Source organism: Pseudomonas sp. 21LCFQ02 (assembly GCF_024129895.2).
In the GTDB taxonomy this organism is placed as follows: Bacteria; Pseudomonadota; Gammaproteobacteria; order Pseudomonadales; family Pseudomonadaceae; genus Aquipseudomonas.
Genome location: NZ_CM178749.1, coordinates 1,569,152 through 1,593,827 on the forward strand (window position 1 = coordinate 1,569,152; position 24,676 = coordinate 1,593,827).

The 24,676-nt window shown below is 59.3% G+C and carries 20 protein-coding genes and 2 pseudogenes; 18 read left to right on the forward strand and 4 right to left on the reverse strand.

The features are described from left to right. Positions 1–258: 258 nt before the first annotated feature. The 6 genes from NJC40_RS07360 (at position 259) to NJC40_RS07385 (ending at position 5,712) form a co-directional block, all read left to right on the forward strand. Complete coding sequence (locus NJC40_RS07360) at positions 259–1,608, forward strand: OprD family porin (protein ID WP_045486014.1); 1,350 nt, start codon at positions 259–261, stop codon at positions 1,606–1,608. A gap of 183 nt (positions 1,609–1,791) precedes the next feature. Further along, positions 1,792–2,430, forward strand: a complete 639-nt coding sequence (locus NJC40_RS07365; protein ID WP_253140749.1) for a peroxiredoxin — start codon at positions 1,792–1,794, stop codon at positions 2,428–2,430. Positions 2,431–2,860: 430 nt separating this feature from the next. Continuing rightward, a complete protein-coding gene (locus tag NJC40_RS07370; protein ID WP_253111949.1) occupies positions 2,861–3,826 on the forward strand; it encodes a sulfonate ABC transporter substrate-binding protein in 966 nt (321 codons plus the stop codon). A gap of 28 nt (positions 3,827–3,854) precedes the next feature. Next, on the forward strand, positions 3,855–4,652 hold the full coding sequence (gene ssuC, locus NJC40_RS07375; RefSeq protein WP_045486023.1) for an aliphatic sulfonate ABC transporter permease SsuC: 798 nt from the start codon (positions 3,855–3,857) through the stop codon (positions 4,650–4,652). After that, positions 4,649–5,464: an aliphatic sulfonates ABC transporter ATP-binding protein gene (gene ssuB / locus NJC40_RS07380; RefSeq protein ID WP_045486026.1), complete on the forward strand. Its 816-nt coding sequence runs from the start codon at positions 4,649–4,651 to the stop codon at positions 5,462–5,464. Before ssuC ends, ssuB begins: the two co-directional genes overlap by 4 nt. Positions 5,465–5,496: 32 nt before the next feature. Next, a complete protein-coding gene (locus NJC40_RS07385) occupies positions 5,497–5,712 on the forward strand; it encodes a TOBE domain-containing protein (RefSeq protein ID WP_025262382.1) in 216 nt (71 codons plus the stop codon). 53 nt (positions 5,713–5,765) lie between these two features. Here the strand turns inward: NJC40_RS07385 and NJC40_RS07390 are convergent, their stop codons facing one another. After that, on the reverse strand, positions 5,766–6,404 hold the full coding sequence (locus NJC40_RS07390; RefSeq protein WP_253140750.1) for a TetR/AcrR family transcriptional regulator: 639 nt from the start codon (positions 6,402–6,404) through the stop codon (positions 5,766–5,768). A 102-nt stretch (positions 6,405–6,506) separates the two neighbouring features. Further along, complete coding sequence (locus NJC40_RS07395) at positions 6,507–6,716, reverse strand: DUF6124 family protein (RefSeq protein WP_253140751.1); 210 nt, start codon at positions 6,714–6,716, stop codon at positions 6,507–6,509. Positions 6,717–7,181: 465 nt separating this feature from the next. On the opposite strand from NJC40_RS07395, the pseudogene NJC40_RS07400 reads away from it, so the two are divergent. The 3 genes and pseudogenes from NJC40_RS07400 to NJC40_RS07410 form a co-directional block, all read left to right on the forward strand. Next, positions 7,182–7,454: pseudogene (locus NJC40_RS07400) on the forward strand (RHS repeat-associated core domain-containing protein); the annotation flags it as partial. Positions 7,455–8,199: 745 nt separating this feature from the next. Then, positions 8,200–9,243, forward strand: a complete 1,044-nt coding sequence (locus NJC40_RS07405) for an RHS repeat-associated core domain-containing protein (protein WP_253140753.1) — start codon at positions 8,200–8,202, stop codon at positions 9,241–9,243. 653 nt (positions 9,244–9,896) lie between these two features. Continuing rightward, a pseudogene (locus NJC40_RS07410) lies at positions 9,897–10,101 on the forward strand (RHS repeat-associated core domain-containing protein); the annotation flags it as partial. A gap of 555 nt (positions 10,102–10,656) precedes the next feature. On the opposite strand, the gene NJC40_RS07415 reads toward NJC40_RS07410, so the two are convergent. Further along, positions 10,657–12,033, reverse strand: coding sequence for a glutamine synthetase family protein (locus tag NJC40_RS07415; protein ID WP_045486036.1), 1,377 nt, complete (start codon positions 12,031–12,033; stop codon positions 10,657–10,659). A 610-nt stretch (positions 12,034–12,643) separates the two neighbouring features. Here NJC40_RS07415 and NJC40_RS07420 point away from each other — a divergent pair. The 7 genes from NJC40_RS07420 to NJC40_RS07450 all read left to right on the forward strand — a co-directional run bounded on the left by NJC40_RS07420 (position 12,644) and on the right by NJC40_RS07450 (position 21,013). Continuing rightward, positions 12,644–14,002, forward strand: coding sequence for a glutamine synthetase family protein (locus NJC40_RS07420; protein ID WP_045486039.1), 1,359 nt, complete (start codon positions 12,644–12,646; stop codon positions 14,000–14,002). A 109-nt stretch (positions 14,003–14,111) separates the two neighbouring features. Beyond that, entirely contained in the window at positions 14,112–15,476 is a 1,365-nt protein-coding gene (locus tag NJC40_RS07425) for an aspartate aminotransferase family protein (protein WP_253140754.1), read from the forward strand. Between the two features lie 92 nt (positions 15,477–15,568). Further along, positions 15,569–16,666: a polyamine ABC transporter substrate-binding protein gene (locus tag NJC40_RS07430; protein WP_045486046.1), complete on the forward strand. Its 1,098-nt coding sequence runs from the start codon at positions 15,569–15,571 to the stop codon at positions 16,664–16,666. A gap of 274 nt (positions 16,667–16,940) precedes the next feature. Further along, complete coding sequence (locus tag NJC40_RS07435; RefSeq protein WP_253111972.1) at positions 16,941–18,035, forward strand: polyamine ABC transporter substrate-binding protein; 1,095 nt, start codon at positions 16,941–16,943, stop codon at positions 18,033–18,035. A 55-nt stretch (positions 18,036–18,090) separates the two neighbouring features. Then, positions 18,091–19,233 carry a polyamine ABC transporter ATP-binding protein gene (gene potA / locus NJC40_RS07440; protein WP_045486052.1) on the forward strand — a complete coding sequence of 381 codons (1,143 nt, stop codon included), beginning with the start codon at positions 18,091–18,093 and terminating at the stop codon, positions 19,231–19,233. A gap of 35 nt (positions 19,234–19,268) precedes the next feature. Next, the gene (locus NJC40_RS07445; RefSeq protein ID WP_173426712.1) at positions 19,269–20,150 is read left to right on the forward strand and encodes an ABC transporter permease subunit; all 882 of its coding nucleotides are present in this window, start codon (positions 19,269–19,271) and stop codon (positions 20,148–20,150) included. Continuing rightward, positions 20,147–21,013, forward strand: coding sequence for an ABC transporter permease subunit (locus tag NJC40_RS07450; RefSeq protein ID WP_253140755.1), 867 nt, complete (start codon positions 20,147–20,149; stop codon positions 21,011–21,013). Before NJC40_RS07445 ends, NJC40_RS07450 begins: the two co-directional genes overlap by 4 nt. Here NJC40_RS07450 and NJC40_RS07455 read toward each other — a convergent pair whose 3' ends face one another. Beyond that, positions 21,014–21,952, reverse strand: a complete 939-nt coding sequence (locus tag NJC40_RS07455; RefSeq protein ID WP_253140756.1) for a LysR family transcriptional regulator — start codon at positions 21,950–21,952, stop codon at positions 21,014–21,016. It lies immediately after the preceding gene. A 105-nt stretch (positions 21,953–22,057) separates the two neighbouring features. Between NJC40_RS07455 and araD1 the strand changes: the two genes are divergently transcribed. Both araD1 and NJC40_RS07465 read left to right on the forward strand, forming a co-directional pair. After that, entirely contained in the window at positions 22,058–23,053 is a 996-nt protein-coding gene (gene araD1, locus NJC40_RS07460) for an AraD1 family protein (RefSeq protein WP_253140757.1), read from the forward strand. A gap of 17 nt (positions 23,054–23,070) precedes the next feature. Beyond that, positions 23,071–24,651: an aldehyde dehydrogenase (NADP(+)) gene (locus NJC40_RS07465; protein WP_253140758.1), complete on the forward strand. Its 1,581-nt coding sequence runs from the start codon at positions 23,071–23,073 to the stop codon at positions 24,649–24,651. The last annotated feature ends 25 nt before the right edge of the window (positions 24,652–24,676 follow it).

Consider the following 24,676-nt stretch of genomic DNA (forward strand, 5'->3'; position numbering starts at 1 on the left):
TACACTCCGTGTCGGTCTGTTTGACATGGGAAGTCACATATAGCAAAAAGGTATAACAGGTTGCCAAATTGTTCCTTTTTGTTTCGATGTGATTTCACTACCGTGCAGCGACCGAAACACGCGGTCTAGTCAATTAGTCGTGAGGCACCCGTAAGAGATTGACCTGAAGGTCAACATCGGCGTGAATCCCGCGACCGTGGTTGCAGCATCTGTTGCTGGCCATGGAATACAAAAATTAGATTCACGAGGAGCGAAGTAATGAAGAAGTCCACCCTGGCCCTGGCCGTCACCCTGGGCGTTCTGGCCCAACAGGCCGGCGCTGCCGGTTTCATCGAAGACAGCAAGGCGTCCGTGAGTTCCCGGACCCTGTACTTCAAGAACGACTGGCGTGAAAGCACTGCCCACGACCATCAGGAAACTGCAACCGGTCTGAAGTTTGACTACAGCTCGGGCTTCACTCAGGGCACCGTAGGTTTCGGTCTCGACGCTCAGGCGTTGGTCGGTGTTCACCTGGACGGCGGTCGTGGCTACCGCTCGGCAGCAACCAACGGCGCTATCACGCCTAGCGACCGCGACGGTTCGGCTGTCAGCGAGTGGACTCGTGCCGGCGCTAACGTCAAGGCTCGCTTCTCCAAGACCGAGCTGAAACTCGGTAACGCCCTGGCTCCAAACCTGCCAATCCTGGTTACCAACGACGGTCGTCTGCTGCCACAAGCCTTTGAAGGCGGCATCCTGACCTCCAAGGACCTGGACGGCGTGACCTTCACTGCCGGTCAACTGACCAAGAGCATTGGCCGTGCCTCGTCGAACTGGACTGACCTGTCGGTCGGTGGCGCTACCAAAGGTAGCGACGAGTTCCGTTTCGCCGGTGCTGACTGGAAAGTCACCAAAGACCTGACCCTGCAGTACTACTTCGCCAACCTGGAAGACTTCTACAAGCAGCACTTCCTGGGTCTGGTACACGTTTACCCGATCTCCGAAGGCCAGTCGTTCAAAACCGACCTGCGTTACTTCGACAGCAGCTCTGACGGCAACAACAGCAGCCGTACCGCTGGTTACACCTTCAACAACAACGGCGGTTACGCCAAGAATGCAGGCGAGGTCGACAACAAGACCTGGTCGGCGATGTTCACCTACTCGCTGGGTGGCCACGCATTCATGGTCGGCCACCAGCAGGTGGGCGATGACGGTGGCTTCGTCTCGCTGAACCAAGGCTCGATCACTGACGGCCGTGGCCGTGCCGAAGGCAACGGTGGCGGCAGCTTCTACCTGTTCACCGACTCGATGGCTAACGGTTTCATCCGTGCTGGCGAGAACACCACTTTCGGTCAGTACTCCTATGACTTCGCCAAGGCTGGTATCCCGGGCCTGAAGGCTTCGATTGCCTACCTGCATGGCGATGACATCAAAGGTACTGGTGCCAATGCCGGTCGTGAGTTCTCCGAGTGGGAACGCGACATGCGTGTTGACTACGTGATCCAGAGCGGTCCGTTGAAAGGCTTCGGCACTACCGTACGTCACGCTTCGTTCCGTAGCGAAACCGGCCTGAACACCACTGACACTGATCAGACTCGTGTGATCTTCAACTACACCTACAACTTCATGTAAGTGTGTTGAACGCCGTTTAAAAGAACCCCGCCTTGTGCGGGGTTCTTTTTGCCTGCTTTTTAATATTTCTTTTTGATCTATTTAAATCAATATCTATTCTTTTTAATTTTCAACAGAACAGTGCACAGTGGACTCATAACCCAATAGCACCCAACGCCCACCTGCTTAACAAGGAGCTACACCATGACACTGCGACTTGGCGATATCGCCCCTGACTTCGAACAGGACTCCAGTGAAGGCCGTATTCGTTTCCATGAATGGCTGGGCAATAGCTGGGGCATTCTGTTCTCTCACCCGGCGGACTTCACCCCGGTGTGCACCACCGAGCTGGGCCTTACCGCCAAGCTTAAAGACGAATTCACCAAGCGCGGGGTCAAGGCCATTGCCCTGTCGGTGGACCCGGTGGACTCCCACGTGAAGTGGATCGATGACATCAACACCACCCAGAACACCCTGGTCAATTTCCCGATCCTGGCGGACGCCGATCGCAAGGTCTCGGACCTGTACGACCTGATTCACCCCAATGCCAGTGACACCTTGACCGTACGTTCGCTGTTCATTATCGACCCGAACAAAAAGGTGCGTCTGATCATCACCTACCCGGCCAGCACCGGGCGCAACTTCAATGAAATCCTGCGGGTGGTCGACTCTCTGCAACTGACCGACAATCACAAGGTGGCCACCCCGGCCAACTGGGTGGACGGTGATGACGTGGTCATCGTGCCGTCGCTCAAGGACGAGGACGAGATCAAGCAACGTTTCCCTAAAGGCTACAAGGCTGTCACGCCCTACCTGCGCCTGACGCCTCAACCGAATCGCTGATGGTTGCCTTTCGCGGCGATCCGTTTCGGCCGCGAAACAGAATTCATATCCTCTCGTAGGAGCAGCTTCAGCCGCGATGCAGAATCCACATCCTCTCGTAGGAGCGGCTTCAGCCGCGAAACAGAATCCACATCCTCTTGTAGGAGCGGCTTCAGCCGCGAAACAGAATCCACATCCTCTTGTAGGAGCGGCTTCAGCCGCGAAACAGAATCCACATCCTCTTGTAGGAGCGGCTTCAGCCGCGATACAGAATCCATATCCTCCCTGAGTGGGGTTTTTTCGGGCCGACATTGTCGGCCCTTTTTTTGGCGTATGAAAAATATCCCTCATATTCAATTAAGAAATAACCAAATGAAAAAATGAGATTTATAGATATAAAAAACAACTGGTAATGTCACCCCACCTAACCCGCACAACAACGGAGAGCGCCATGCGCACCACCTTCTTGCGTCAAAGCCTGGCCGCTCTTGTTGCTGCCGCCCTGAGCCTCGGTGTTCTCACCCAGGCGCAAGCCGAAGACTTGCGTATCGGTTATCAGAAGTACGGCACTCTGGTGCTGCTCAAGGCCAAGGGCTCGTTGGAGAAGCGGCTGGCCGAGCAGGGCGTCAAAGTGCAGTGGACCGAATTTCCTGGTGGCCCGCAGTTGCTCGAAGGCCTCAACGTGGGTTCCATCGACTTCGGCGTGACCGGTGAGACGCCACCGGTATTCGCCCAGGCGGCCGGTGCCGACCTGCTGTACGTGGCCTACGAGCCGCCGGCGCCGACCAGCGAAGCGATCCTGGTGCCCAAAGGCTCACCGATTACCTCGGTCAAGGAACTCAAGGGCAAGAAGGTCGCCCTCAACAAAGGCTCCAACGTGCATTACCTGCTGGTTCGGGCGCTTGAAGAAGCTGGCCTGAAATACAGCGACATCCAGACCGTGTTCTTGCCGCCCGCCGATGCCCGCGCCGCCTTTGAGCGTGGCAGCGTCGATGCTTGGGTAATCTGGGACCCGTACCAGGCCGCTGCCGAACAGCAGTTGCAGGCACGCACCCTGAAGGACGGCACCGGCATCGTCGATAACCACCAGTTCTACCTGGCGACCAAGCCTTACGCGCAGAAAAACCCGAAGATCATCCAGGCGCTGGTCGAGGAAGTGCGGGCGGTCGGTGAGTGGTCCCAGGCCAACCCTGAAGAGGTGACCAAACAGGTCGCACCGCTGCTCGGCCTGCCGGCTGATATCACCCTGACTTCCGTGAAGCGCCAAGGCTACGGCGCGCATTTCATCACCCCGCAGGTGGTCGAGGCGCAACAGAAAATCGCTGACAGCTTCCACCAGCTCAAGCTGATCCCCAAACCATTGAGCATCAAAGATGTGATCTGGACACCTCCTGCCGCTGTTGCCAAAGCACAGTGATTTTCAGGCCTTTCGAGGAGACAACTCCATGAGCCTCAGTGCTTCACAACGAGTCTTGCACAGGCTGGCACCCTGGGCGCTGCCGGTGCTTTTGCTGGCTGTCTGGCAGCTCTCGGTCAGCGCCGGCTGGCTGTCTACCCGCATCCTGCCGGCGCCCAGCGCCGTGATCGAGGCGGGCGTCAGCCTGGTGTCCAGCGGCGAGATCTGGACCCACCTGGCAATCAGCGGCTGGCGTGCCGGGGTGGGCTTCGCCATCGGCGGCGGCATCGGCCTGGCGCTGGGTTTTATCACCGGTCTGACCCGCTGGGGCGAGCGCCTGCTCGACAGCTCGGTGCAGATGATCCGTAACGTGCCGCACCTGGCGCTGATTCCGCTGGTGATCCTGTGGTTCGGCATCGACGAGACCGCCAAGGTGTTTCTGGTGGCCTTGGGCACCCTTTTTCCGATTTACCTCAACACCTATCACGGGATCCGCAACATCGACCCGGCTCTGGTCGAGATGTCGCGCAGTTACGGGTTGTCAGGCTTTGGTCTGTTCCGCCACGTGATCCTGCCGGGCGCCATGCCGTCGATCCTGGTCGGGGTGCGCTTCGCGCTGGGGTTCATGTGGCTGACCCTGATCGTGGCTGAAACCATTTCTGCCAGTTCCGGTATCGGTTACCTGGCCATGAATGCCCGCGAATTCCTGCAAACCGATGTCGTGGTGCTGGCGATTGTGCTGTACGCCGTGCTTGGCAAGCTCGCCGATGTGGCTGCACGCGGCCTGGAGCGCGTGTGCCTGCGTTGGCACCCGGCTTATCAAGTGACTAAAGGCGGTGCGGCATGACCAGTCTGAAACAGCAACAACCGGCGCATCTGTTGCGCGGCATCCCGCTGGCCTCGCACAAGCTCAAGAAGGCCTTTGGCAACCGCGAAGTGCTCAAAGACATCGACCTGCACATTCCGGCCGGGCAGTTCGTCGCCGTGGTCGGGCGCAGCGGTTGCGGCAAAAGCACCTTGCTGCGCCTGCTGGCCGGGCTGGACAAACCCACTGAAGGCGAGCTGCTGGCCGGCTCTGCGCCGCTGAGTCAGGCCCGCGATGACACCCGCCTGATGTTCCAGGAAGCGCGTTTGCTGCCGTGGAAGAAGATCATCGACAACGTCGGCCTCGGGTTGACTGGCGACTGGCGCCCGCAAGCACTGGAAGCGCTGGAAGCGGTCGGCCTGGCCGAGCGCGCCAACGAGTGGCCGGCGGCGCTGTCCGGTGGCCAGAAGCAGCGTGTGGCGCTGGCGCGTGCATTGATTCACAAGCCACGCCTGTTATTGCTCGATGAGCCGCTGGGCGCGCTGGATGCCCTGACCCGCATCGAGATGCAGCAGTTGATCGAAAACCTGTGGCGCAAGCACGGCTTTACCGTACTGCTGGTCACCCACGATGTCAGCGAAGCCGTTGCGGTGGCTGACCGGGTGATCCTGATTGAAGAGGGCCGCATCGGCCTGGACCTGATCGTCGACCTGCCACGGCCGCGTGCCCGTGGCTCGCACCGCCTGGCGGCACTGGAAGCCGAAGTGCTCAACCGGGTGCTGGCAATTCCCGGCACACCACCGGACCCGGAACCCGTTTCACCCCTGCCTACGCAACTGCGTTGGGCCAATTAATCAGTATCAATACCTGACGAGAGGAAGATCTCATGACTATCAAGGCCATCAACGTTCGTAACCAGTTCAAAGGCACCATCAAGGAAATCGTCCAGGGCGACGTGCTGTCGGAAATCGACGTGCAGACCGCTTCGGGCATCGTCACCTCGGTCATCACCACCCGCTCTGTGAAAGAGCTGGAACTGGCCGTAGGCAGTGAAGTGATCGCATTCGTGAAATCGACTGAAGTGTCGATCGCCAAGCTGTAATCCGGCAGGTCAAGAAAGCCCCGGCCAACGCAGGTTGCCCGGGGTTTTTGCATTCAGAGCGGCTGCTGGCGAATAGCTGTACAGGGCGGCAGGTACAAGCCCAGATAAGCATCGAACACCCGCAGGGCTTCTTGCGCCAGGCGCGGGGTGATCTGCCCATGCAGTTGCATTGAGCGGGCATAGACCCGGTCGCTCAGTTCCATGGCCAGCGCGAACACATCGACATCATCGGGCAGCACCGGCAAATAAAAGTGCCGGGCGAATACCGCCTGCAGCAACTGGCCCAGCTCGATATCGTGCCGGTGGTCGGCCTGATTGACCTCTGCCAGGCCATGCTGGGCAAGGATCAACTGACGGGCCGCTGCATCGTTGTTGTAGATGGTGAGCATGCGCACTTCCAGCACCCGCGACAGGTCGCGCCAGTCGCGTAGTGAGTCGTGCGCCACTGGCTCCAGCAAGGTGGCCCGAAAAGCCGCATGCACGTCGGCGGTCAGGGCTTCGAGCAGGGCCGGTACGCTGGCGAAGAAGTGGTACACCGATGACGGTGGAATCTGTGCGCGCTCGGCCACGCTGTAGATCGACATGTTGTCCATGCCCTCGCTGACCAGCAATTCCCGCGCGGCAGTGAGGATCGAGCCGATCCGCGCCTGGCTGGCAGCACGGGGTTTGCGGGGTGTGGCGGGGCGGGTCATGGTCAGCTAACTCTGCGGCGGGCAAGGTGCCATTGTACAGGGCGCCTGCGAGTAACGCTCCCGCCGAGACCGGGCTGTTACGGGGTCGGCGGGAAGGTTGGCCTATTGCATTTCGATCGTCTGTAGCGATTGGTTGATCAGCGAATGAGCCATTTCTGCCAGATGCATCACCGAGAAGGCCAGGTCACGTTGCTGGCCGCTCAACTGCTCGCCGGCTTCATAGGCGGTGGCGACGGCGCAGCGCAGGATCTGGTCGACACGCAGCAGGGTGTCTTCGAGGTGCATGGGTGGATCGGGTGTGATTTTTTTCATGGTCTAAAACCTCTTAAAGTTTTGGAGCCATCGCTTGTCGCTCTCACACGGCAAAGGGTGGCAGCTATGTACAGGGTGAGAGGACCGGTAGAGGCACCCGGTCAGACCGAAGTCTGCCTGCACACAGCCGCCATAACGCATTCGATACAAGGATAAATCGAAAGCGAATTGACAGGCTTGCGCCGACCTCTTAAAGCAACCGGGCTCTCACACCCCGCCACTGTATTTACAGCGGCGAAGCGCAGACTAGAGGTCCGCTCAGGCAGGCGCAAGCGGTCGGGATTCTCTCGGAAACTTCACTCAAGAGATACAGAAAGGTCTGTAAGAAGGGTCACAATTCTTGTCGTCCATCGCCTGTTTTGGCGTGGTTCGGGGCCGTTGAATCCAGCCTGTCATTTCCGCTAGCTGAATCTGGTGGCAGCCGGAACGATAATCGGTTTTCAATCTCTTCTAGGGGTCAGACCAATGGCTGAGCAGCGAGCGCTACTTCCCGTCCCTCCGAATTGTGGGGCAGCAATTGGATCTGGACAGCGTCAATCCGTGCACCTAGGCTTCAATGGCGATCTCTGCGAGCCAATCACTGGCCATTATCTGTTGGGCAATGGCTATCGGGCGTACAACCCAGTATTGATGCGCTTTAACAGTCCGGACAGTTTGAGTCCGTTCGGTGAGGGTGGAATTAATACGTATGTGTACTGCCAAGGGGATCCGATCAGTTTTCGCGATCCCACCGGCCATATCATTTCCGCAGGCTATCGCTCCGCGATAAAGGTGTGGGTCGACCCTTTCGAGCAGGCGATCAGGCGCCGATTGCCCGTCGCCAGGGTTGCGCCGAGTCCGCGCAGCGCCAACGCGGTAGCCGTAATACCTTCGACTGCCAGCGCAACAGCGGCGTCAGGTTCTCTGGTGCAAGTGGAATATACGAGCGACCACTATCGAGCCTTTCTAGGCCAGAGTACTTTTGAGCGCCGCACGCTCAATGGAGTGGCGGCGCCGAGGCGAGAATATCGGGTTGGTTCAGGGCAGACCTTCAATGTCTATGATCCTGACCTGTTTGAGTCGTTCTCCGCTGTGCAATTACAGGGCCATTTACGGAGCAATCACGCAGCCATCAATACGTTCCGGGCCAGCGCTCAAAGAAATATTCAGGTAGAGAGCTATATGCTCAGGCATATGGAGGGGCTTTACCGAAACCCTCAGATACGGCGTTTGCCTGAGGACGTTCTCACAAATGGCCTGACGGACATCCAGCAGCAGATAGCAAACTTAAGACAACGTTGAAGGCGTCATAAGCGGATGAGTGCTGTCGCGGATCAGTGCACCTCAATTCGCCATGTAAATACCCATGACCTGGCCGTCGTCCAGCGTTGCCCAAGCAGATATCCGGATCTTGCGGCCTGGCACCTGTCATTTCTGCTATCTGCCCAGTCTTGCCGCCCGTAAGCACACTCTTTCCATAACCCCTGATCAGCGAGATGGGCACATGGCCGAACAACAGTTGATGCTTTGCCGTTACCACTACGACCCGCTGGACCGGCTCACCGGGCTGGCACCTGCCGGTGAGAGCGATGCGCGATTGTTTTATTGCAAGAGTCGCCTGACGACCCAGATCCAGGGCGCGCTGCGCCACTCCTTTCTGCACACCGAAGAAAACCTGCTGACGCAGCAATCGGCCAGCGACACCGGCATGGACACCGCCTTGCTCGCTACCGACCGCCAAGGCTCGGTATTAACACCCCTTAAACAGGCCGGGCAACAGGCACTGGTCTACACCGCTTACGGCCATCACGCCCCGAACAGTGGGCTGGCCAGCCTGCTGGGTTTCAATGGCGAGCGGCGCGACCCGGTTACCGGCCATTACCTGTTGGGTAATGGCTATCGGGCGTACAACCCAGTATTGATGCGCTTTAACAGTCCGGACAGTTTGAGTCCGTTTGGTGAGGGTGAAATTAATACGTATGCGTACTGCCAAGGGGATCCGATCAGTTTTCGCGATCCCACCGGCCATATCATTTCCGCAGGCTATCGCTCCGCGATAAAGGTGTGGGTCGACCCTTTCGAGCAGGCGATCAGGCGCCGATTGTCCGTCGCCAGGGTTGCGCCGAGTCCGCGCAGCGCCAACGCGGTAGCCGTAATGCCTTCGACTGCCAGCGCAACAGCGGTGTCAGGTTCACCCCTTGGTGCCGGAGTGCCCGTTCTCAGGGACTCCCAAATTCCACGTCCCTCAGGGCTCGTTCACAGGGGGGCTTCAACCTCACGCCCCTCAGTGCTTGATCTCAGGGGCTCTCGAATCCCACGTCCCTCAGGGCCCGTTGCCAGAGTGTCTCCACCCCCACGTCGCTCAATGCCTGGTGCCATGGCATCTCCTACCCTTTCCTCTAGCTCCTCCGAGTTAGAACTCATGTCTATCAGGGACCCTGGGGTTGAGCTTTTGTCTGAGAGGGTGATCGAGGTGCGCAGGGACGGGGCCCAGGCCCGTCGCTCGTTTTATCGAAGTGACTCATCTGGAACCGACGGCTCGGACTGAAAGCCAATCCCGTCGAGTAAGGGGTAGGCAACGGCGTTTGTTTATGGCTAACAACCACGATAAGGCTGGCGGCGAGTTGCTTGGACAAGCCTGTCGGCACTGTCGCGTTTCCAATCAACAGTTCGGCTCAAGCAGGACAAGCATCCACACGGCACCCTGAAATACTGTTCTCCCAGATCGTTCAGGTGCTCAAAAGTGGCATTAAGTTAACGGAGTGTCGGTGTCCGCTTTCGTGGATTCAGCCCAGGGCGCCTGAGGGCTCTACCAGTTAACTGCGCGACCCAGAAGACTCAAAATGACCAAAACATTTCCTGATCGAGCAGGTGCCAGCTAAGGCCCAATCGGCCCGGTGGCAAGCAGCTCTGCTGGCGACTGCTGCGGCACATTCCAAGCAAATGTGCCGACTCTACGGGCCTCGTCGCGAGTAGAACTCCCTCCCACCCTGACTAAGCCAGGTCCGAAATCGCTTAACTGATCGGCATTGCGTCTACAGGGTGCCTCTAAAAACTACCTGCGTCGCCATCGCTGCGTTGAATCCAGCCTGTCATTTCCGCTAGCTGAATCTTGTAGCCAACATAGCGACAATTGACTTTGAGTTTCTCATCGAGGCCAGATTAATGACTAAACAACGAGCACTGCTTCGTGGACGTCCAGGCTTTAACGGCGAGTTTTGCGACCCACTGACCAGGCATTACCTGTTGGGTAATGGCTATCGGGCGTTCAACCCGGTACTGATGCGTTTTAATAGCCCGGACAGCTTGAGCCCGTTTGCGGAGGGGGGAATCAATGCATATGCGTATTGTCAGGCGGATCCGGTGAATAACCAAGACCCAACCGGGCATGTGAAGTCATTAGGCGTACTGAACCTTTACCGTAGGTATTCCAAAACACGTCATGTATCAATCAAACCTGCACGCCAAGCCTATTTGTCCGTGGATATGAAGCGCTCAACTATAATTAAAGGCCTGACTCAGAAACCTGCGGTCGTTACACCACCCTCGCCGGTGATAGTGCCACCTTCAGTAGTGAGTGGTGACTGGGCGCGCAGGATAGTGAAATACGACGTGAAATATAAGGACCTTAATGAGGTCAGTGCGATGCTGTCTGGTAAGCGAAACCTTTACTTCAAGAGTATCGCTGCGCAGAAAAAAGCGTTCGACAAGGGGCTTAATCCAGTGATGCCTAATTACATCGGCGGGAACCTGGAATACAGTCGGTACATGTTGAAGGCGGAGCAAATGAATTTAATTGAAGGTAAGCCGAATACTGTCGCTCAGCGTATTCGCAAGCATAAGAAGCGGATTCAGGATTTTGAGGATGACTTGCAACGGATCAATATGTCAACGTGGTAAATGGTTCCATAGTTCATGACATGGCCAGTCATTACGGGCTGGCCATGTCTGGTCGTGCGACTCAAACCGTATGCAAGTACCAGTTGTACTCCAAATCCGAAATCGAGTGCTCGAACTCTTCCAGCTCGCTCTCTTTACAAGCCACGAAGATATCGATGTATTTCGGATCGATGTATTTGGCCATGACTTCGCTGTCGTCCAGCGTGCGCAGGGCGTCGCGCAGGTTGTTGGGCAGGCTCTGTTCGAATTGCTCGTAGGAGTTGCCTTCGACCGGTGCGCCCGGCTCGATCTTGTTGGTCAGGCCGTGGTGCACGCCTGCCAGTACCGAGGCCATCAGCAGATACGGGTTGGCATCGGCGCCCGCCACGCGGTGCTCGATGCGCACGGCATCGGCGGTGCCGGTTGGTACGCGCACCGCCACGGTGCGGTTGTCCAGGCCCCAGGTTGGTGAGTTAGGTACGTAGAACTGCGCGCCGAAGCGGCGGTAGGAGTTGACGTTCGGGCACAGGAACGCCATCTGCGCCGGCAGGGTCTCGAGCACACCGCCGACCGCATGACGCAATGCGGCGTTCTGCTCGGGATCCTCACTGGTGAAAATGTTCTTGCCGTCGCGATCAAGGATCGAGATGTGCACATGCAGGCCGTTGCCGGCCTGGCCCGGATAGGGCTTGGCCATGAAGGTGGTGTCCATCTCATGGTCGTAGGCGATGTTCTTGATCAGGCGCTTGAGCAGTACCGCGTAGTCGCAGGCCTTGAGCGGGTCGGCCACGTGGTGCAGGTTGACCTCGAACTGCGCAGGGGCGCTTTCCTTGACGATGGCGTCAGCCGGAATGCCTTGCTCCTTGGCGCCTTCGAGGATGTCCTGCAGGCAATCGACGTACTCGTCGAGGTCGTCGATCAGGTACACCTGAGTGGAATGCGGGCGTTTGCCGGAAATCGGTGAGCGCGGTGGCTGTGGGCGGCCGTTCACGTTTTCCTGGTCGATCAGGTAGAACTCCAGCTCAAACGCGGCGCAGATGGTCAGGCCCATCTCGTCGAACCGGCTGACGACCTGGCGCAGTACCTCGCGCGGGTCGGCAAAGAAGGGTTCGCCTTCGAGTTCGTGCATGGTCATCAGCAATTGCGCGGTGGGGCGCTTTTGCCACGGTTCATTGCACAGCGTATTGGGGATCGGGTAGCAGATGCGATCGGCATCGCCGATATCCAGGCCAAGGCCGGTGCTTTCTACTGTGGAGCCATTGATGTCCAGGGCAAACAACGAGGCCGGGAGGTTGATGCCTTTTTCGTAAACCTTGTGCAGGCTGGTGCGTTCGATTCGCTTGCCACGCACTACACCATTCATATCTGCAATCAGAAGGTCAACGTACAGAACCTCAGGGTGTTCCTTAAGGAACGCGTTCGCTTCGTTGAGCTGAACGGCACGCGGGGGTACCGACATGATGCAACACCTTTGTTGTTAAAAATATCAATCATCGAGTCTTGCCGGATTCAGTCAATCCGAAAGCCATGATGAAGTCAATAGAGCTTTCCTTTGCCCCGAAATGGCGCCATCGTGCCGATTATGCTGCTTGTCAGGGCATTCGCAACACGCTACAGCCGGGCAATACCCGAAGCCATGAATTGGCGTGTTCAACGTATTTCTAATTATTGTGAAAAAAAATGAACGGCGCTAAGCTCCATCGCAACCCATAACAGCAAAAATACCGGGGGCGTCGATGTCTGCATTGCCATTCATGGACAACAACGCACACTGCGCAATGGCCTCGCCAGGCAGTGGTGTCGCCCATCACCGATGCACAGCGTCTACTGAACCCTATCACTATAGTGGCGCGGCTGACAGCGTGCCGCTTACCCCTTCGCGCTTGCGTATGACCGCGCATTTGACTCGGCATCCGCCTCCAGGTTGCGTTAGCCTTGCGCTGCGTTCATCAAACATGCATTTGCGAGGTGCATCCTGCACCGCACGGCGCCTGGGCACTGCACTGTGACGCCGAACAAGTCGCATCCAGGCCTGACTCCGGTCAGGACACGTCAAACCTGAGGTATTTATGAGTACCAATCTCGACCAGCTCACCGATTGGTTGAAAGAACACAAGATCACTGAAGTCGAATGCATGATGTCGGACCTGACCGGCATCACTCGGGGCAAGATCTCCCCCACCAACAAATTCATCGCTGAAAAAGGCATGCGCCTGCCGGAAAGCGTTCTGTTACAGACTGTGACCGGTGACTATGTAGAAGACGAGATCTACTACGAACTGCTCGACCCGGCCGACATCGACATGATCTGCCGCCCCGATGCCAATGCCGTGTATCTGGTGCCATGGGCTATCGAGCCGACGGCCCAGGTGATCCACGACACCTACGACAAACAGGGCAACCCCATCGAGCTGTCGCCGCGCAACGTGCTCAAGAAAGTCCTCAAGCTGTATGCCGACCAGGGCTGGCAGCCGATTGTCGCGCCGGAGATGGAGTTCTACCTGACCAAGCGCAGCGATGACCCCGACTACCCGTTGCAGCCGCCGGTAGGCCGCTCCGGGCGTCCCGAAACGGGCCGGCAGTCGTTCTCCATCGAGGCCGCCAACGAGTTCGATCCGCTGTTCGAAGACGTTTACGACTGGTGCGAACTGCAGAACCTCGACCTCGACACGCTGATTCATGAAGATGGCACGGCGCAGATGGAAATCAACTTCCGTCACGGTGATGCGCTGTCGCTGGCTGACCAGATCGTGGTGTTCAAACGCACCATGCGCGAGGCCGCGCTCAAGCACAACGTGGCTGCGACCTTCATGGCCAAGCCCATGACCGGCGAGCCGGGCAGCGCCATGCACCTGCACCAGAGTGTGATCGACATTCAGACCGGCAAGAGCATCTTTTCCAACGAAGACGGCACCATGAGCACGCTGTTTCTGCAGCATGTCGGTGGTTTGCAGAAATACATCCCCGAGCTGTTGCCGCTGTTCGCGCCCAACGTCAACTCGTTCCGCCGCTTCCTGCCCGACACCTCGGCGCCGGTCAATGTCGAGTGGGGCGAAGAAAACCGCACCGTCGGCCTGCGCGTACCGGATGCCGGCCCGCAGAACCGGCGCGTCGAAAACCGCCTGCCGGGCGCCGATGCCAACCCGTATCTGGCGATTGCCGCGAGTCTGCTGTGCGGTTTCATCGGCATGGTCGAAGGCATCAACCCCAGCGCGCCGGTAGTGGGACGTGGCTACGAGCGCCGCAACCTGCGCCTGCCACTGACCATCGAAGACGCGCTGGAGCGCCTGGAAAACAGCAAGACCATCGAGAAGTACCTGGGCAAGAAATTCATCGTTGGCTACGTCGCGGTCAAGCGTGCCGAGCATGAAAACTTCAAGCGCGTGATCAGTTCCTGGGAGCGTGAGTTCCTGTTGTTTGCTGTCTGACCGCTGAAGCCCCGTAGGAGGGGCTTCAGCCCCGAAGCTGTGACCCTTCGCGGCTGAAGCCGCTCCTACACGGGCTATCCACCCTGCAATCTGGCAATGGAGTGATGCAATGACCGTCAAGAATCCACAAACCCTCGAATGGCAAAGCCTCAGCCACGAGCATCATCTGGCGCCTTTCAGTGACTACAAGCAACTGAAGGAAAAAGGGCCGCGCATCATTACCCGCGCCGAAGGGGTGTACCTGTGGGACAGCGAAGGGCAGCAGATTCTCGACGGCATGGCCGGCTTGTGGTGCGTTGCGGTGGGCTACGGTCGTGAAGAGCTGGTCGCGGCCGCCAGTCGCCAGATGCGTGAGCTGCCGTATTACAACCTGTTCTTCCAGACCGCTCACCCGCCTGCTCTGGAGCTGGCGCAGGCGATCGGCCAGATTGCCCCGCAGGGCATGAACCATGTGTTCTTCACCGGCTCCGGCTCCGAAGGCAACGACACGATGTTGCGCATGGTGCGTCATTACTGGGCAATCAAAGGCCAGCCGAACAAGAAAACCATCATCAGCCGGGTCAATGGTTATCACGGCTCCACCGTCGCCGGTGCCAGTTTGGGTGGCATGACTTACATGCATGAGCAGGGCGATTTGCCGATTCCCGGGATTGTCCATATTCCCCAGCCGTACTGGTTCGGCGAGGGTGGCGACATGAGCCCGGATGAGTTCGGTGTCTGGGCTGCCGATCAACTGGAGAAAAAGATCCTCGAACTCGGCGTGGACACGGTCGGCGCCTTTATCGCCGAGCCGATTCAGGGCGCTGGCGGGGTCATCGTACCGCCTGACAGCTACTGGCCGCGCATCAAGGAAATTCTGGCCCGCTACGACATCCTGTTCGTGGCAGACGAGGTGATCTGCGGCTTCGGGCGTACCGGCGAGTGGTTCGGCAGTGACTACTATGGTCTTGAAGCGGACATGATGACCATCGCCAAGGGGCTGACCTCCGGTTACGTGCCCATGGGCGGCCTGGTGGTGCGTGACGAAGTCGTCGCGGTGCTCAACGAGGGGGGCGATTTCAACCACGGCTTCACCTATTCCGGGCATCCGGTGGCCGCCGCCGTGGGCCTGGAAAACATACGTATCCTGCGTGAGGAACGCGTCGTCGAACGGGTCAAGGCAGAAACGGCACCTTACTTGCAGAAACGTCTGCGTGAGCTGAGCGACCACCCGTTGGTGGGCGAGGTGCGCGGCGTGGGTCTGTTGGGGGCAATCGAGCTGGTGCGCGACAAGGTCAGCCGGGAGCGTTACACCGGGCAATCGGCGGGCATGATCTGCCGAACCTTCTGTTTTGAAAATGGCCTGATCATGCGAGCGGTCGGCGACACCATGATCATTGCGCCGCCACTGGTCATCAGCCTGGCGCAGATCGACGAACTGGTGAGCAAGGCGCGCCAGTGCCTGGATCTGACCTGGCAGGCGCTGCAAGGTTAATGCTGTTCTACAAGGCCATCCGCTAATCTGCCAGACTAACGGCGCTGCCAGTCAGCCGTTCTGTTTAATAACGACAACTTGGAGCTGTATCCATGAAAACATTCGGCAAGACCCTTCTCGCCTTGTCCATGGCGGGCCTGATGACCGCGACCGTGCACGCTGACGATAAAGTGCTGCACGTTTATAACTGGTCCGATTACATTGCCCCGGACACCGTGGCCAAGTTCGAGAAAGAGTCGGGTATCAAAGTTGTCTACGATGTGTTCGACAGCAATGAAACCCTGGAGGCCAAACTGCTGGCAGGCAAGTCTGGCTACGATGTGGTCGTGCCAAGCAACAACTTCCTGGCCAAGCAGATCAAAGCCGGGGTCTATCAGGAACTGGACCGCTCCAAACTGCCGAACTGGAAAAACCTCGACCCGGCGCTGCTCAAGGCGGTGGGCGATGCCAGTGACCCGGGCAACAAGTTCGCCTTCCCGTACATGTGGGGCACCATCGGCATCGGCTATAACCCCGAGAAGGTCAAGGCGGCACTGGGCGTCGACAAGATCGACTCCTGGGACGTACTGCTCAAGCCCGAGAACATCGCCAAGCTCAAGAGCTGCGGTGTGAGTTTCCTCGACTCGCCTACCGAAATGATCCCGGTGGCCCTGCATTACCTGGGTTACCCGACCAACAGCGAAGACAAGAAACAGCTGGCCGAAGCTGAAGCACTGTGGCTGAAGATCCGTCCTTCTGTGGCTTACTTCCATTCGTCCAAGTACATCTCTGACCTGGCCAATGGCAACATCTGTGTGGCCGTCGGTTACTCCGGTGACCTGGAGCAGGCCAAGTCGCGCGCTCATGAAGCCGGTGACAAGGTCAAGCTGTCCTACGCCATTCCCAAAGAAGGTGCCGGTAGCTTCTATGACATGGTCGCCATCCCTAAAGATGCCGAAAATGTCGACGCGGCTTACAAATTCCTGAATTTCCTGCTGCAGCCGGAGGTCATGGCCGAGATCACCAACGAGGTACGCTTCCCGAACGGCAACAAAGCCGCGACGGCGCTGGTTGACAAGGAAATCTCCGGTGATCCGAGCATCTATCCGACCCCGGAAGTGACTGCCAAGCTGTATGCGATTGCTGATTTACCAGCCGCGACCCAGCGGATCCTGACCCGCAGCTGGACCAAAATCAAATCGGGGAAATAAATCTGTAACAATTAGTGGGGATGCTGCGTGGCCGTCTGCCGGCGCAGCATCTGCACTGCATGGACGTGGCTTCGGCCGCGAACCATCGATTGATCGCAGGTGATGCACCTGCTGACCAGATTCTTTGCCGGGGCGCACAGGTTGCAGGGTGCGTACCGTTTTTTCTGGAGAGATCCGCCCCCTTCAAGGGGACCTCTAAAAACGCATGCGCCCAGCCAGCAGATTGCTTTAGAGGTATCCAAAGGGCAGGCCCACTGTAAAAAGGACTGATGCTTTGTCTATTTCCATTCTGTTCAAGGCCGTACTGGCCGGAGCCGGGCTGACCCTGGCGCTGAGTGCCCATGCCGATTCTTCCGTTCGCGTCTACAACTGGTCGGATTACGTCGGTGAAACCACTCTGGCGGATTTCGAAAAGGCCACTGGCATCAAGCCGGTTTACGACGTGTTCGACTCCAACGAAACCCTTGAAGGCAAGTTGCTTGCAGGGCGCACCGGCTACGACGTCGTGGTGCCCAGCAACCATTTTCTGGGGAAACAGATCAAGGCCGGTGCCTTCCAGAAACTCGACAAGGCGTTGCTGCCCAATTACCAGAACCTCGACCCGGCACTGCTCAAGCGCCTGGAGAAAAACGATCCGGGCAACCAGTACGCCGTGCCTTACCTGTGGGGCACCAATGGCATCGGTTACAACGTCGAGAAGGTCAAAGAGGTGCTGGGTGTCGACAAAATCGACTCCTGGGCTGTGCTCTTTGAACCGGAGAACATCAAGAAGCTATCAAGCTGTGGTGTCGCCTTCCTTGATTCGGCCGACGAGATGATCCCGGCGGTGCTTAACTATCTGGGGCTGGACCCCAACAGCACCAAGGATGCCGATTACAAAAAGGCCGAGGCCAAGCTGCTGGAAGTGCGTCCTTATGTGACCTATTTCCATTCTTCCAAGTACATATCCGACCTGGCCAATGGCAATGTCTGCGTGGCGGCCGGTTTCTCCGGCGACGTATTCCAGGCCCGCGACCGTGCCGAAGAGGCCGGCAAGGGCGTCAAGATTGCCTATAGCATCCCCAAAGAGGGAGCCAACCTGTGGTTCGACATGCTGGCCATCCCGGCGGACTCGAAAAACCTCAAAGAGGCCAGTGCGTTCATCAACTACATGCTCGACCCGCAAGTGATTGCCAAGGTCAGTGACCAGGTCGGTTACGCCAACCCCAATACCAAGGCTGGCGAGTTCATGGATCAGGACATCCGCAACAACCCGGCGGTCTATCCGCCGCAAGCCGTGCTGGACCGTTTGTTCGTAAATAGCGAGCTGCCCCCCAAGGTGCAGCGTCTGATGACCCGCAGCTGGACCAAGGTCAAGTCGGGCAAATAAAGAACCTGCCTCTGGCCCACAGCGCCAGAGGCATTATTTCCGGGAGTTTTTACCCATGGCAGTTGCCTCCGGCGCCCTAAACAATCCCCTTGAGACCGGTAAGCAGCCCAAAGAAGTATTGCTCAGGGTCGACAGGGTCACCAAAAAGTTCGACGAGACCGTGGCGGTGGACGATGTGTCCCTGCAGATCAACAAGGGCGAAATCTTTGCCCTGTTGGGCGGTTCCGGTTCGGGTAAATCCACCCTGTTACGCATGCTGGCCGGTTTCGAGCGCCCTACCGACGGGCGTATCTACCTTGATGGCGTCGACATCACCGACCTGCCGCCCTACGAGCGGCCGATCAACATGATGTTCCAGTCCTATGCGCTGTTCCCGCATATGACGGTGGCCGACAACATCGCCTTCGGCCTCAAGCAGGACAAACTGCCCAAGAACGAGATCGACCAGCGCGTCACCGAGATGCTCAAGCTGGTGCACATGACCCAGTACGCCAAGCGCAAGCCGCACCAACTGTCCGGCGGCCAGCGTCAGCGCGTGGCGCTGGCCCGCTCGCTGGCCAAGAAGCCCAAGCTGCTGTTGCTCGACGAGCCGATGGGCGCCCTGGATAAAAAACTGCGGTCGCAGATGCAGCTTGAGCTGGTGGAAATCATCGAACGAGTGGGCGTGACCTGTGTGATGGTGACCCATGACCAGGAAGAAGCCATGACCATGGCTGCGCGCATCGCGATCATGCACCAGGGCTGGATTGCCCAGATCGGCAGCCCGATCGACGTCTATGAAACCCCTGTCAGCCGTCTGGTGTGTGAGTTCATCGGCAGCGTCAACCTGTTCGAAGGCGAAGCCGTCGAGGACATGGAAGGCTACGCGCTGGTACGTACCCCTGATCTTGAGCGGCCTATCTATATCGGCCACGGGGTTAGCACCTCTGTGGAGGACAAGAGCCTCACCTACGCACTGCGTCCGGAAAAAGTGCTGATCGCCACCCAGCAGCCGACCACTGAGTACAACTGGTCGAGCGGCAAGGTTCACGATATCGCCTACCTGGGCGGGCATTCGGTGTTCCATATCGAGCTGCCCGGCGGCAAGCGTGTGCAGGCCTTCGTGGCCAATGCCGAGCGCCAGAACGACCGGCCGACCTGGGGTGATCAGGTTTACATTTGGTGGGAAGACGACAGCGGCGTGGTACTGCGCTCATGAAAGCACGCAAGGTCAAGCGCCTGCTGCGGCGCATCATCCCCGACGGGCGGCAACTGGTCATTGGCGCGCCGTTTCTGTGGCTGTTCCTGTTTTTCGCCCTGCCGTTTCTGATCGTCCTGAAGATCAGTTTCGCCGAAGCCGACGTAGCGATCCCGCCGTATACCGAGATCTTCACCTACGCCGAAGAAAAGCTGCAGATCGTGCTCAGTTTCACCAGCTACACGATGCTGGCGGGCGACGATTTGTACCTGGCGGCTTATCTGGGCTCGCTGAAGACCGCGTTTTTCAGCACCTTGCTGTGCCTGCTGATTGGCTACCCCATGGCCTACGCCATCGCCAATGCCCGCAAGGACATCCAGACGGTGCTGTTGCTGTTGATCATGATGCCGACCTGGACTGCGATTCTGATCCGGGTCTATGCCTGGATGGGCATCCTCGGTAACAACGGCCTGCTCAACGGCTTCTTGATGTGGCTGGGCCTGATCGACGAGCCGTTGCAGATCCTCAATACCAACCTGGCGGTGTATATCGGCATCGTTTACTCCTACCTGCCGTTCATGATCCTGCCGCTCTACGCCAACCTGGTGAAGCACGATCACAGCCTGCTGGAGGCCGCCTCGGACCTTGGTTCGAGCACCTTCAACAGCTTTTGGAAAATCACCGTGCCGCTGTCGAAGAACGGCATCATTGCCGGCTGCATGCTGGTGTTCATCCCGGTGGTCGGTGAGTTTGTGATTCCTGAGCTGCTCGGTGGCCCGGAAACCCTGATGATCGGCAAGGTGCTGTGGCAGGAGTTCTTCAACAACCGTGACTGGCCGGTGGCTTCGGCGTTGGCGGTGATCATGCTGCTGGTGCTGATCGTGCCGATCATTCTGTTCAACCGCAGTCAGGCCAAGGAACTGGAGGGCAAGGCATGAGAGGCTTCAAGTTCTCCAATCTGATGCTGGTGGCGGGGTTGCTGTTCATTTACCTGCCGATGCTGATCCTGGTGATCTACTCGTTCAACGAGTCGCGGCTGGTGACGGTGTGGGGCGGCTGGTCGGTCAAGTGGTACGTGGGGTTGCTGGACAATACCCAGTTGATGGGCTCGGTAATGCGCTCGCTGGAAGTGGCCTTCTACACCGCCATCGCGGCGGTGGCGCTGGGCACCATGGCCGCCTTTGTGCTGACCCGTATCTCGCGGTTTCGCGGCCGCACGGCGTTCGGTGGTCTGGTCACCGCGCCGCTGGTCATGCCTGAGGTGATTACCGGTCTGTCGCTGTTGCTGCTGTTCGTGGCCATGGCGCAACTGATCGGCTGGCCTGCCGAACGTGGCCTGCTGACCATCTGGATCGCCCATACCACGTTCTGTACCGCCTATGTGGCGGTGGTGGTGTCGGCGCGTCTGCGGGAACTGGACCTGTCCATCGAGGAGGCTGCGATGGACCTTGGCGCGCGGCCGTGGAAGGTGTTCTTCCTGATCACCATCCCGATGATCGCCCCATCGCTGGCGGCCGGCGGCATGATGTCCTTCGCCCTGTCGCTGGACGACCTGGTGCTGGCCAGCTTCGTTTCCGGGCCTGGCTCGACCACCCTGCCGATGGAGGTTTTCTCTGCCGTGCGTCTGGGCGTGAAGCCGGAAATCAACGCCGTGGCCAGTCTGATTCTGCTGGCCGTGTCGCTGGCGACGTTCATGGTCTGGTACTTCACTCGTCAGGCCGAAGAGCGTCGCCGCAAGGCGATTCAACAGGCCATCGACGAGAGTCTGGATGCCTCGGTCAGCGAGCGGCGGCTGGCCTAGCTACGCACCGTCGACGCTGCCAACACCCGCCTGCAATGCCTCGGTCAGTAATCTGGCCGGGGCTGACAGCGGTGTGTTGTGGCGGCTGACCAGCCAGAACGGTTCGCTGCGTGAACGCAGGGTCAGCGCCAAGGGCACCACGCCCATACCGCTGGCACTTTCAGCCACGGCCTTGGGCATCATCGCAACCAGTTGCCGGTCCTGTTGTAGCAGCATCAGGGTGGTGAAGGTGGACGCGGTTTCGATCGCAAACCGCGGAAACTCCAGCCCGGCCTCACTGAACTCCCGCTCCAGCACCAGCCGCATCGGCATGTTTGCCGGATAGACCACCCAGTTGTAATGCTGCAGCTCGTCGAGTGTCAGGCTGGCGGCAGCGGCCAGCGGGTGCAGTGGGTTGGCAACCAGTTGCAACGCCTCCGGGGCCAGCGGCAGGCAGTCATAGGCTTGCGGGCGCTGACTGACGCTGGTTCGGCAGAGCGCCAGATCCAGGCGCCCCTGGTCAATCAGGCCCAGCAGCCGGGCGCTGGTATCCTCGACCACTTCCACCGCCAGTTCCGGCTGCGCTTCACGCAGGCGCGCCAGGCTGCTGACCAGCAACGGTACTGCGCCCATCACCGCGCCCACGGCAATCCGCCCCCCCTGGCCCTGCAGAATGCCGATCAGTTCTTCACGCAGGTGGGCCATGTCGCTGTGGATCAGCCGGGCATAGCGGATCACACAGCGTCCTAAATCGTTGGCTTCCAGACCCTGGCTGGTGCGGGTGAACAGCCGGGTGCCGAATGCCGACTCGATTTCGTTCAGCGCCGAGGTCGCACCGGGCTGGGTAATGGCCACGTACTCGGCAGCCTTGTGCAGCGAGCCGTGATCGTCCAGAGCGATCAGCAGACGCAGCTGCTTCAGGCGCAGCCGTGAGATCAGTGAGGTGAGCGGGGCGATCATGGGGATAAGTAAAGGTTATCGCTTAATCAGAGGCTCTCATTAGGCAGCCTGCTGGCAGATTCGTAAAGTGCGGCTTATCCACAGCAGAACAAGAAGGCCCATGCCATGCGACTGATCCAGTATGAAACCTCTGCCGGCCAACGCCATGTCGGCATCGTCGAGGGCGACCAGGTACACACCGTGCTGGCGACCCTCAGCACCCGGGAACTGGCGCTGGCGGCCATCAGCGCCGGTCATGGTCTGGAGGACGAAGTGCTCAAGCGCGGCAGCCAGCCCGGCCCGTTGTATCGGGATCTGCAGGAAGCCGGCCAGATACTGCCGCCGCTGGATCACGAAGACCCGGCCCATTGCCTGGTCAGTGGCACTGGCCTGACCCATCTGGGCAGCGCTGATACCCGTGACAAGATGCACCAGAAAAAAGACCAGGACGAAGCGACGCTCACCGATACCGCGCGCATGTTCCGTTGGGGCGTAGAGGGCGGCAAGCCAGGTGCCGGCAAGGTCGGCGCGCAGCCGGAGTGGTTCTACAAAGGTGATGGTTCGATCGTGCTGCGCCCCGGTGCAAGCTTTCCACTGCCGACCTTCGCCGAAGACGTCGGTGAAGAGCCCGAGCTGGTTGGCCTGTACGTGATCGGCCCGGACAGCAAGCCTTATCGCCTTGGCTATGCGCTGGGCAACGAGCTGTCTGACCACGTACTGGAGCGTCGTAGCTACCTGTACCTGGCACACTCCAAGCTGCGCTTCTGCGCCTATGGTCCTGAGCTGCGCATCGGTGCCTTGCCAGCGCATCTGGCCGGTATCAGCCGCATTCACCGCGACGGCCAGGTGTTGTGGGAGAAGGAGTTTCTCAGTGGCGAAGAGAACATGTGCCACAGCCTGGAGAACCTTGAGTATCACCACTTCAAATACCGCCAGTTCCTGCGGCCGGGTGATGTGCATGTGCATTTCTTCGGCACCGCAACCCTGTCGTTTGCCGACGCGGTGAGCGCGCGTCCCGGAGACACCTTCGAGATCGAAATCGCCGAGTTCGGCGCACCGCTGCGCACCGGTGTGGTTGTTGATGACGAGCCACTGGCTCCCGGCGCCGTCCAGGCGCTCTGAACACAAAGGAATCACGTATGACCAGCATCACGGGTTGGAACTACATCGGCGGTCAGCGCAGCGCGGAAGGCCAGACCACCTTGCACAGCTTTGACGCCAGCACCGGGCAGGCCCTGCCTTATGCCTTTCATCAGGCCACCGAGGCCGAGGTCGATGCTGCGGCGCGGGCGGCGCAGGACGCCTATCCGGCGTTTCGCAGTTTGCCGGCGGCACGGCGGGCAGAGTTTCTTGAGGCGATCGCCGATGAGCTCGATGCCCTGGGTGAGCATTTCGTCGCGCTGGTGTGTCAGGAGACGGCATTGCCAGCGGCACGCATCCAGGCAGAGCGGGGCCGAACCAGCGGGCAGATGCGGCTGTTTGCCAAGGTGTTGCGCCGGGGTGACTTTTACGGCGCGCGTATTGATCGTGCCTTGCCTGAGCGCCAGCCTCTGCCGCGACCGGACCTGCGCCAGTGGCGGATCGGTCTGGGACCGGTGGCGGTGTTTGGGGCCAGCAATTTTCCGCTGGCCTTCTCCACGGCCGGTGGCGATACCGCAGCGGCATTGGCCGCTGGCTGCCCGGTGGTATTCAAGGCCCACAGCGGGCACATGGGCACCGCCGAACAGGTGGCTGATGCGATCTTGCGGGCTGCGCGCCGCACTGACATGCCGACCGGTGTGTTCAATATGATCTTCGGCGGTGGCGTGGGGGCCTGGCTGGTGCAGCATCCGGCCATCCAGGCGGTCGGTTTTACCGGCTCGCTGGCCGGTGGCCGGGCCTTGTGCGACATCGCCGCCGCGCGCGCCCAGCCGATTCCGGTCTTCGCAGAGATGTCGAGTATCAATCCGGTGCTGCTGTTGCCTGAAGCCCTGCAGGTGCGGGGTGAGCGCATCGCCTCGGAGTTGAGCGCAGCGGTGGTCTTGGGCGCCGGGCAGTTCTGTACCAATCCCGGACTGGTGATCGGCATACGTTCGGCGGCCTTCGATGCCTGGCTGCAGCACTTCACCCGATTGATGGGTGATCAGCCGGCACAGACCCTGCTCAATACCGCAACCCTCAAGAGCTACTGTCACGGTCTTAAGCGGCTGCATGCGCATCCAGGTGTCAGCCATCTGGCCGGTGCCGCGCAGCAGGGCCAGCAGGCCCACGCCCAGGTGTTCAAGGCCGACGTCGCGCTGTTGATCAATGGCGATGAACTGTTGCAGGAAGAGGTGTTTGGCCCGACCACGGTGGTGGTCGAAGTCGCCGACCAGGCCGAACTGCTGCGTGCCTTGCACGGCTTGCGCGGCCAACTGACCGCGACCCTGATCGCCGAGCCGGCTGATCTGCGCAACCACACCGAACTCACCGGCCTGCTGGAGCACAAAGCCGGGCGGCTGCTGGTTAATGGTTATCCGACCGGGGTCGAGGTGTGTGACGCCATGGTGCATGGCGGTCCATATCCGGCCACCTCCGACGCGCGTGGCAGCTCGGTGGGCAGCCTGGCCATCGATCGCTTCCTGCGTCCTGTGTGCTACCAGAACTACCCTGACGAATGGCTGCCCGATGCGCTCAAAAATGCCAACCCGCTGGGTATAGAGCGGCTGGTAGATGGGCTGCACAGCCGCGAGGCGCTGTAGCGGTAGGAGGGGCTTTAGCCCCGAA

Coding starts and splice junctions, on each gene's coding strand:
- NJC40_RS07360 (WP_045486014.1), top strand. CDS start 259: ATGAAGAAGTCCACCCTGGCCCTGGCCGTCACCCTGGGCGTTCTGGCC.
- NJC40_RS07365 (WP_253140749.1), top strand. CDS start 1,792: ATGACACTGCGACTTGGCGATATCGCCCCTGACTTCGAACAGGACTCC.
- NJC40_RS07370 (WP_253111949.1), top strand. CDS start 2,861: ATGCGCACCACCTTCTTGCGTCAAAGCCTGGCCGCTCTTGTTGCTGCC.
- ssuC (WP_045486023.1), top strand. CDS start 3,855: ATGAGCCTCAGTGCTTCACAACGAGTCTTGCACAGGCTGGCACCCTGG.
- ssuB (WP_045486026.1), top strand. CDS start 4,649: ATGACCAGTCTGAAACAGCAACAACCGGCGCATCTGTTGCGCGGCATC.
- NJC40_RS07385 (WP_025262382.1), top strand. CDS start 5,497: ATGACTATCAAGGCCATCAACGTTCGTAACCAGTTCAAAGGCACCATC.
- NJC40_RS07390 (WP_253140750.1), bottom strand. CDS start 6,404: ATGACCCGCCCCGCCACACCCCGCAAACCCCGTGCTGCCAGCCAGGCG.
- NJC40_RS07395 (WP_253140751.1), bottom strand. CDS start 6,716: ATGAAAAAAATCACACCCGATCCACCCATGCACCTCGAAGACACCCTG.
- NJC40_RS07405 (WP_253140753.1), top strand. CDS start 8,200: ATGGCCGAACAACAGTTGATGCTTTGCCGTTACCACTACGACCCGCTG.
- NJC40_RS07415 (WP_045486036.1), bottom strand. CDS start 12,033: ATGTCGGTACCCCCGCGTGCCGTTCAGCTCAACGAAGCGAACGCGTTC.
- NJC40_RS07420 (WP_045486039.1), top strand. CDS start 12,644: ATGAGTACCAATCTCGACCAGCTCACCGATTGGTTGAAAGAACACAAG.
- NJC40_RS07425 (WP_253140754.1), top strand. CDS start 14,112: ATGACCGTCAAGAATCCACAAACCCTCGAATGGCAAAGCCTCAGCCAC.
- NJC40_RS07430 (WP_045486046.1), top strand. CDS start 15,569: ATGAAAACATTCGGCAAGACCCTTCTCGCCTTGTCCATGGCGGGCCTG.
- potA (WP_045486052.1), top strand. CDS start 18,091: ATGGCAGTTGCCTCCGGCGCCCTAAACAATCCCCTTGAGACCGGTAAG.
- NJC40_RS07450 (WP_253140755.1), top strand. CDS start 20,147: ATGAGAGGCTTCAAGTTCTCCAATCTGATGCTGGTGGCGGGGTTGCTG.
- NJC40_RS07455 (WP_253140756.1), bottom strand. CDS start 21,952: ATGATCGCCCCGCTCACCTCACTGATCTCACGGCTGCGCCTGAAGCAG.
- araD1 (WP_253140757.1), top strand. CDS start 22,058: ATGCGACTGATCCAGTATGAAACCTCTGCCGGCCAACGCCATGTCGGC.
- NJC40_RS07465 (WP_253140758.1), top strand. CDS start 23,071: ATGACCAGCATCACGGGTTGGAACTACATCGGCGGTCAGCGCAGCGCG.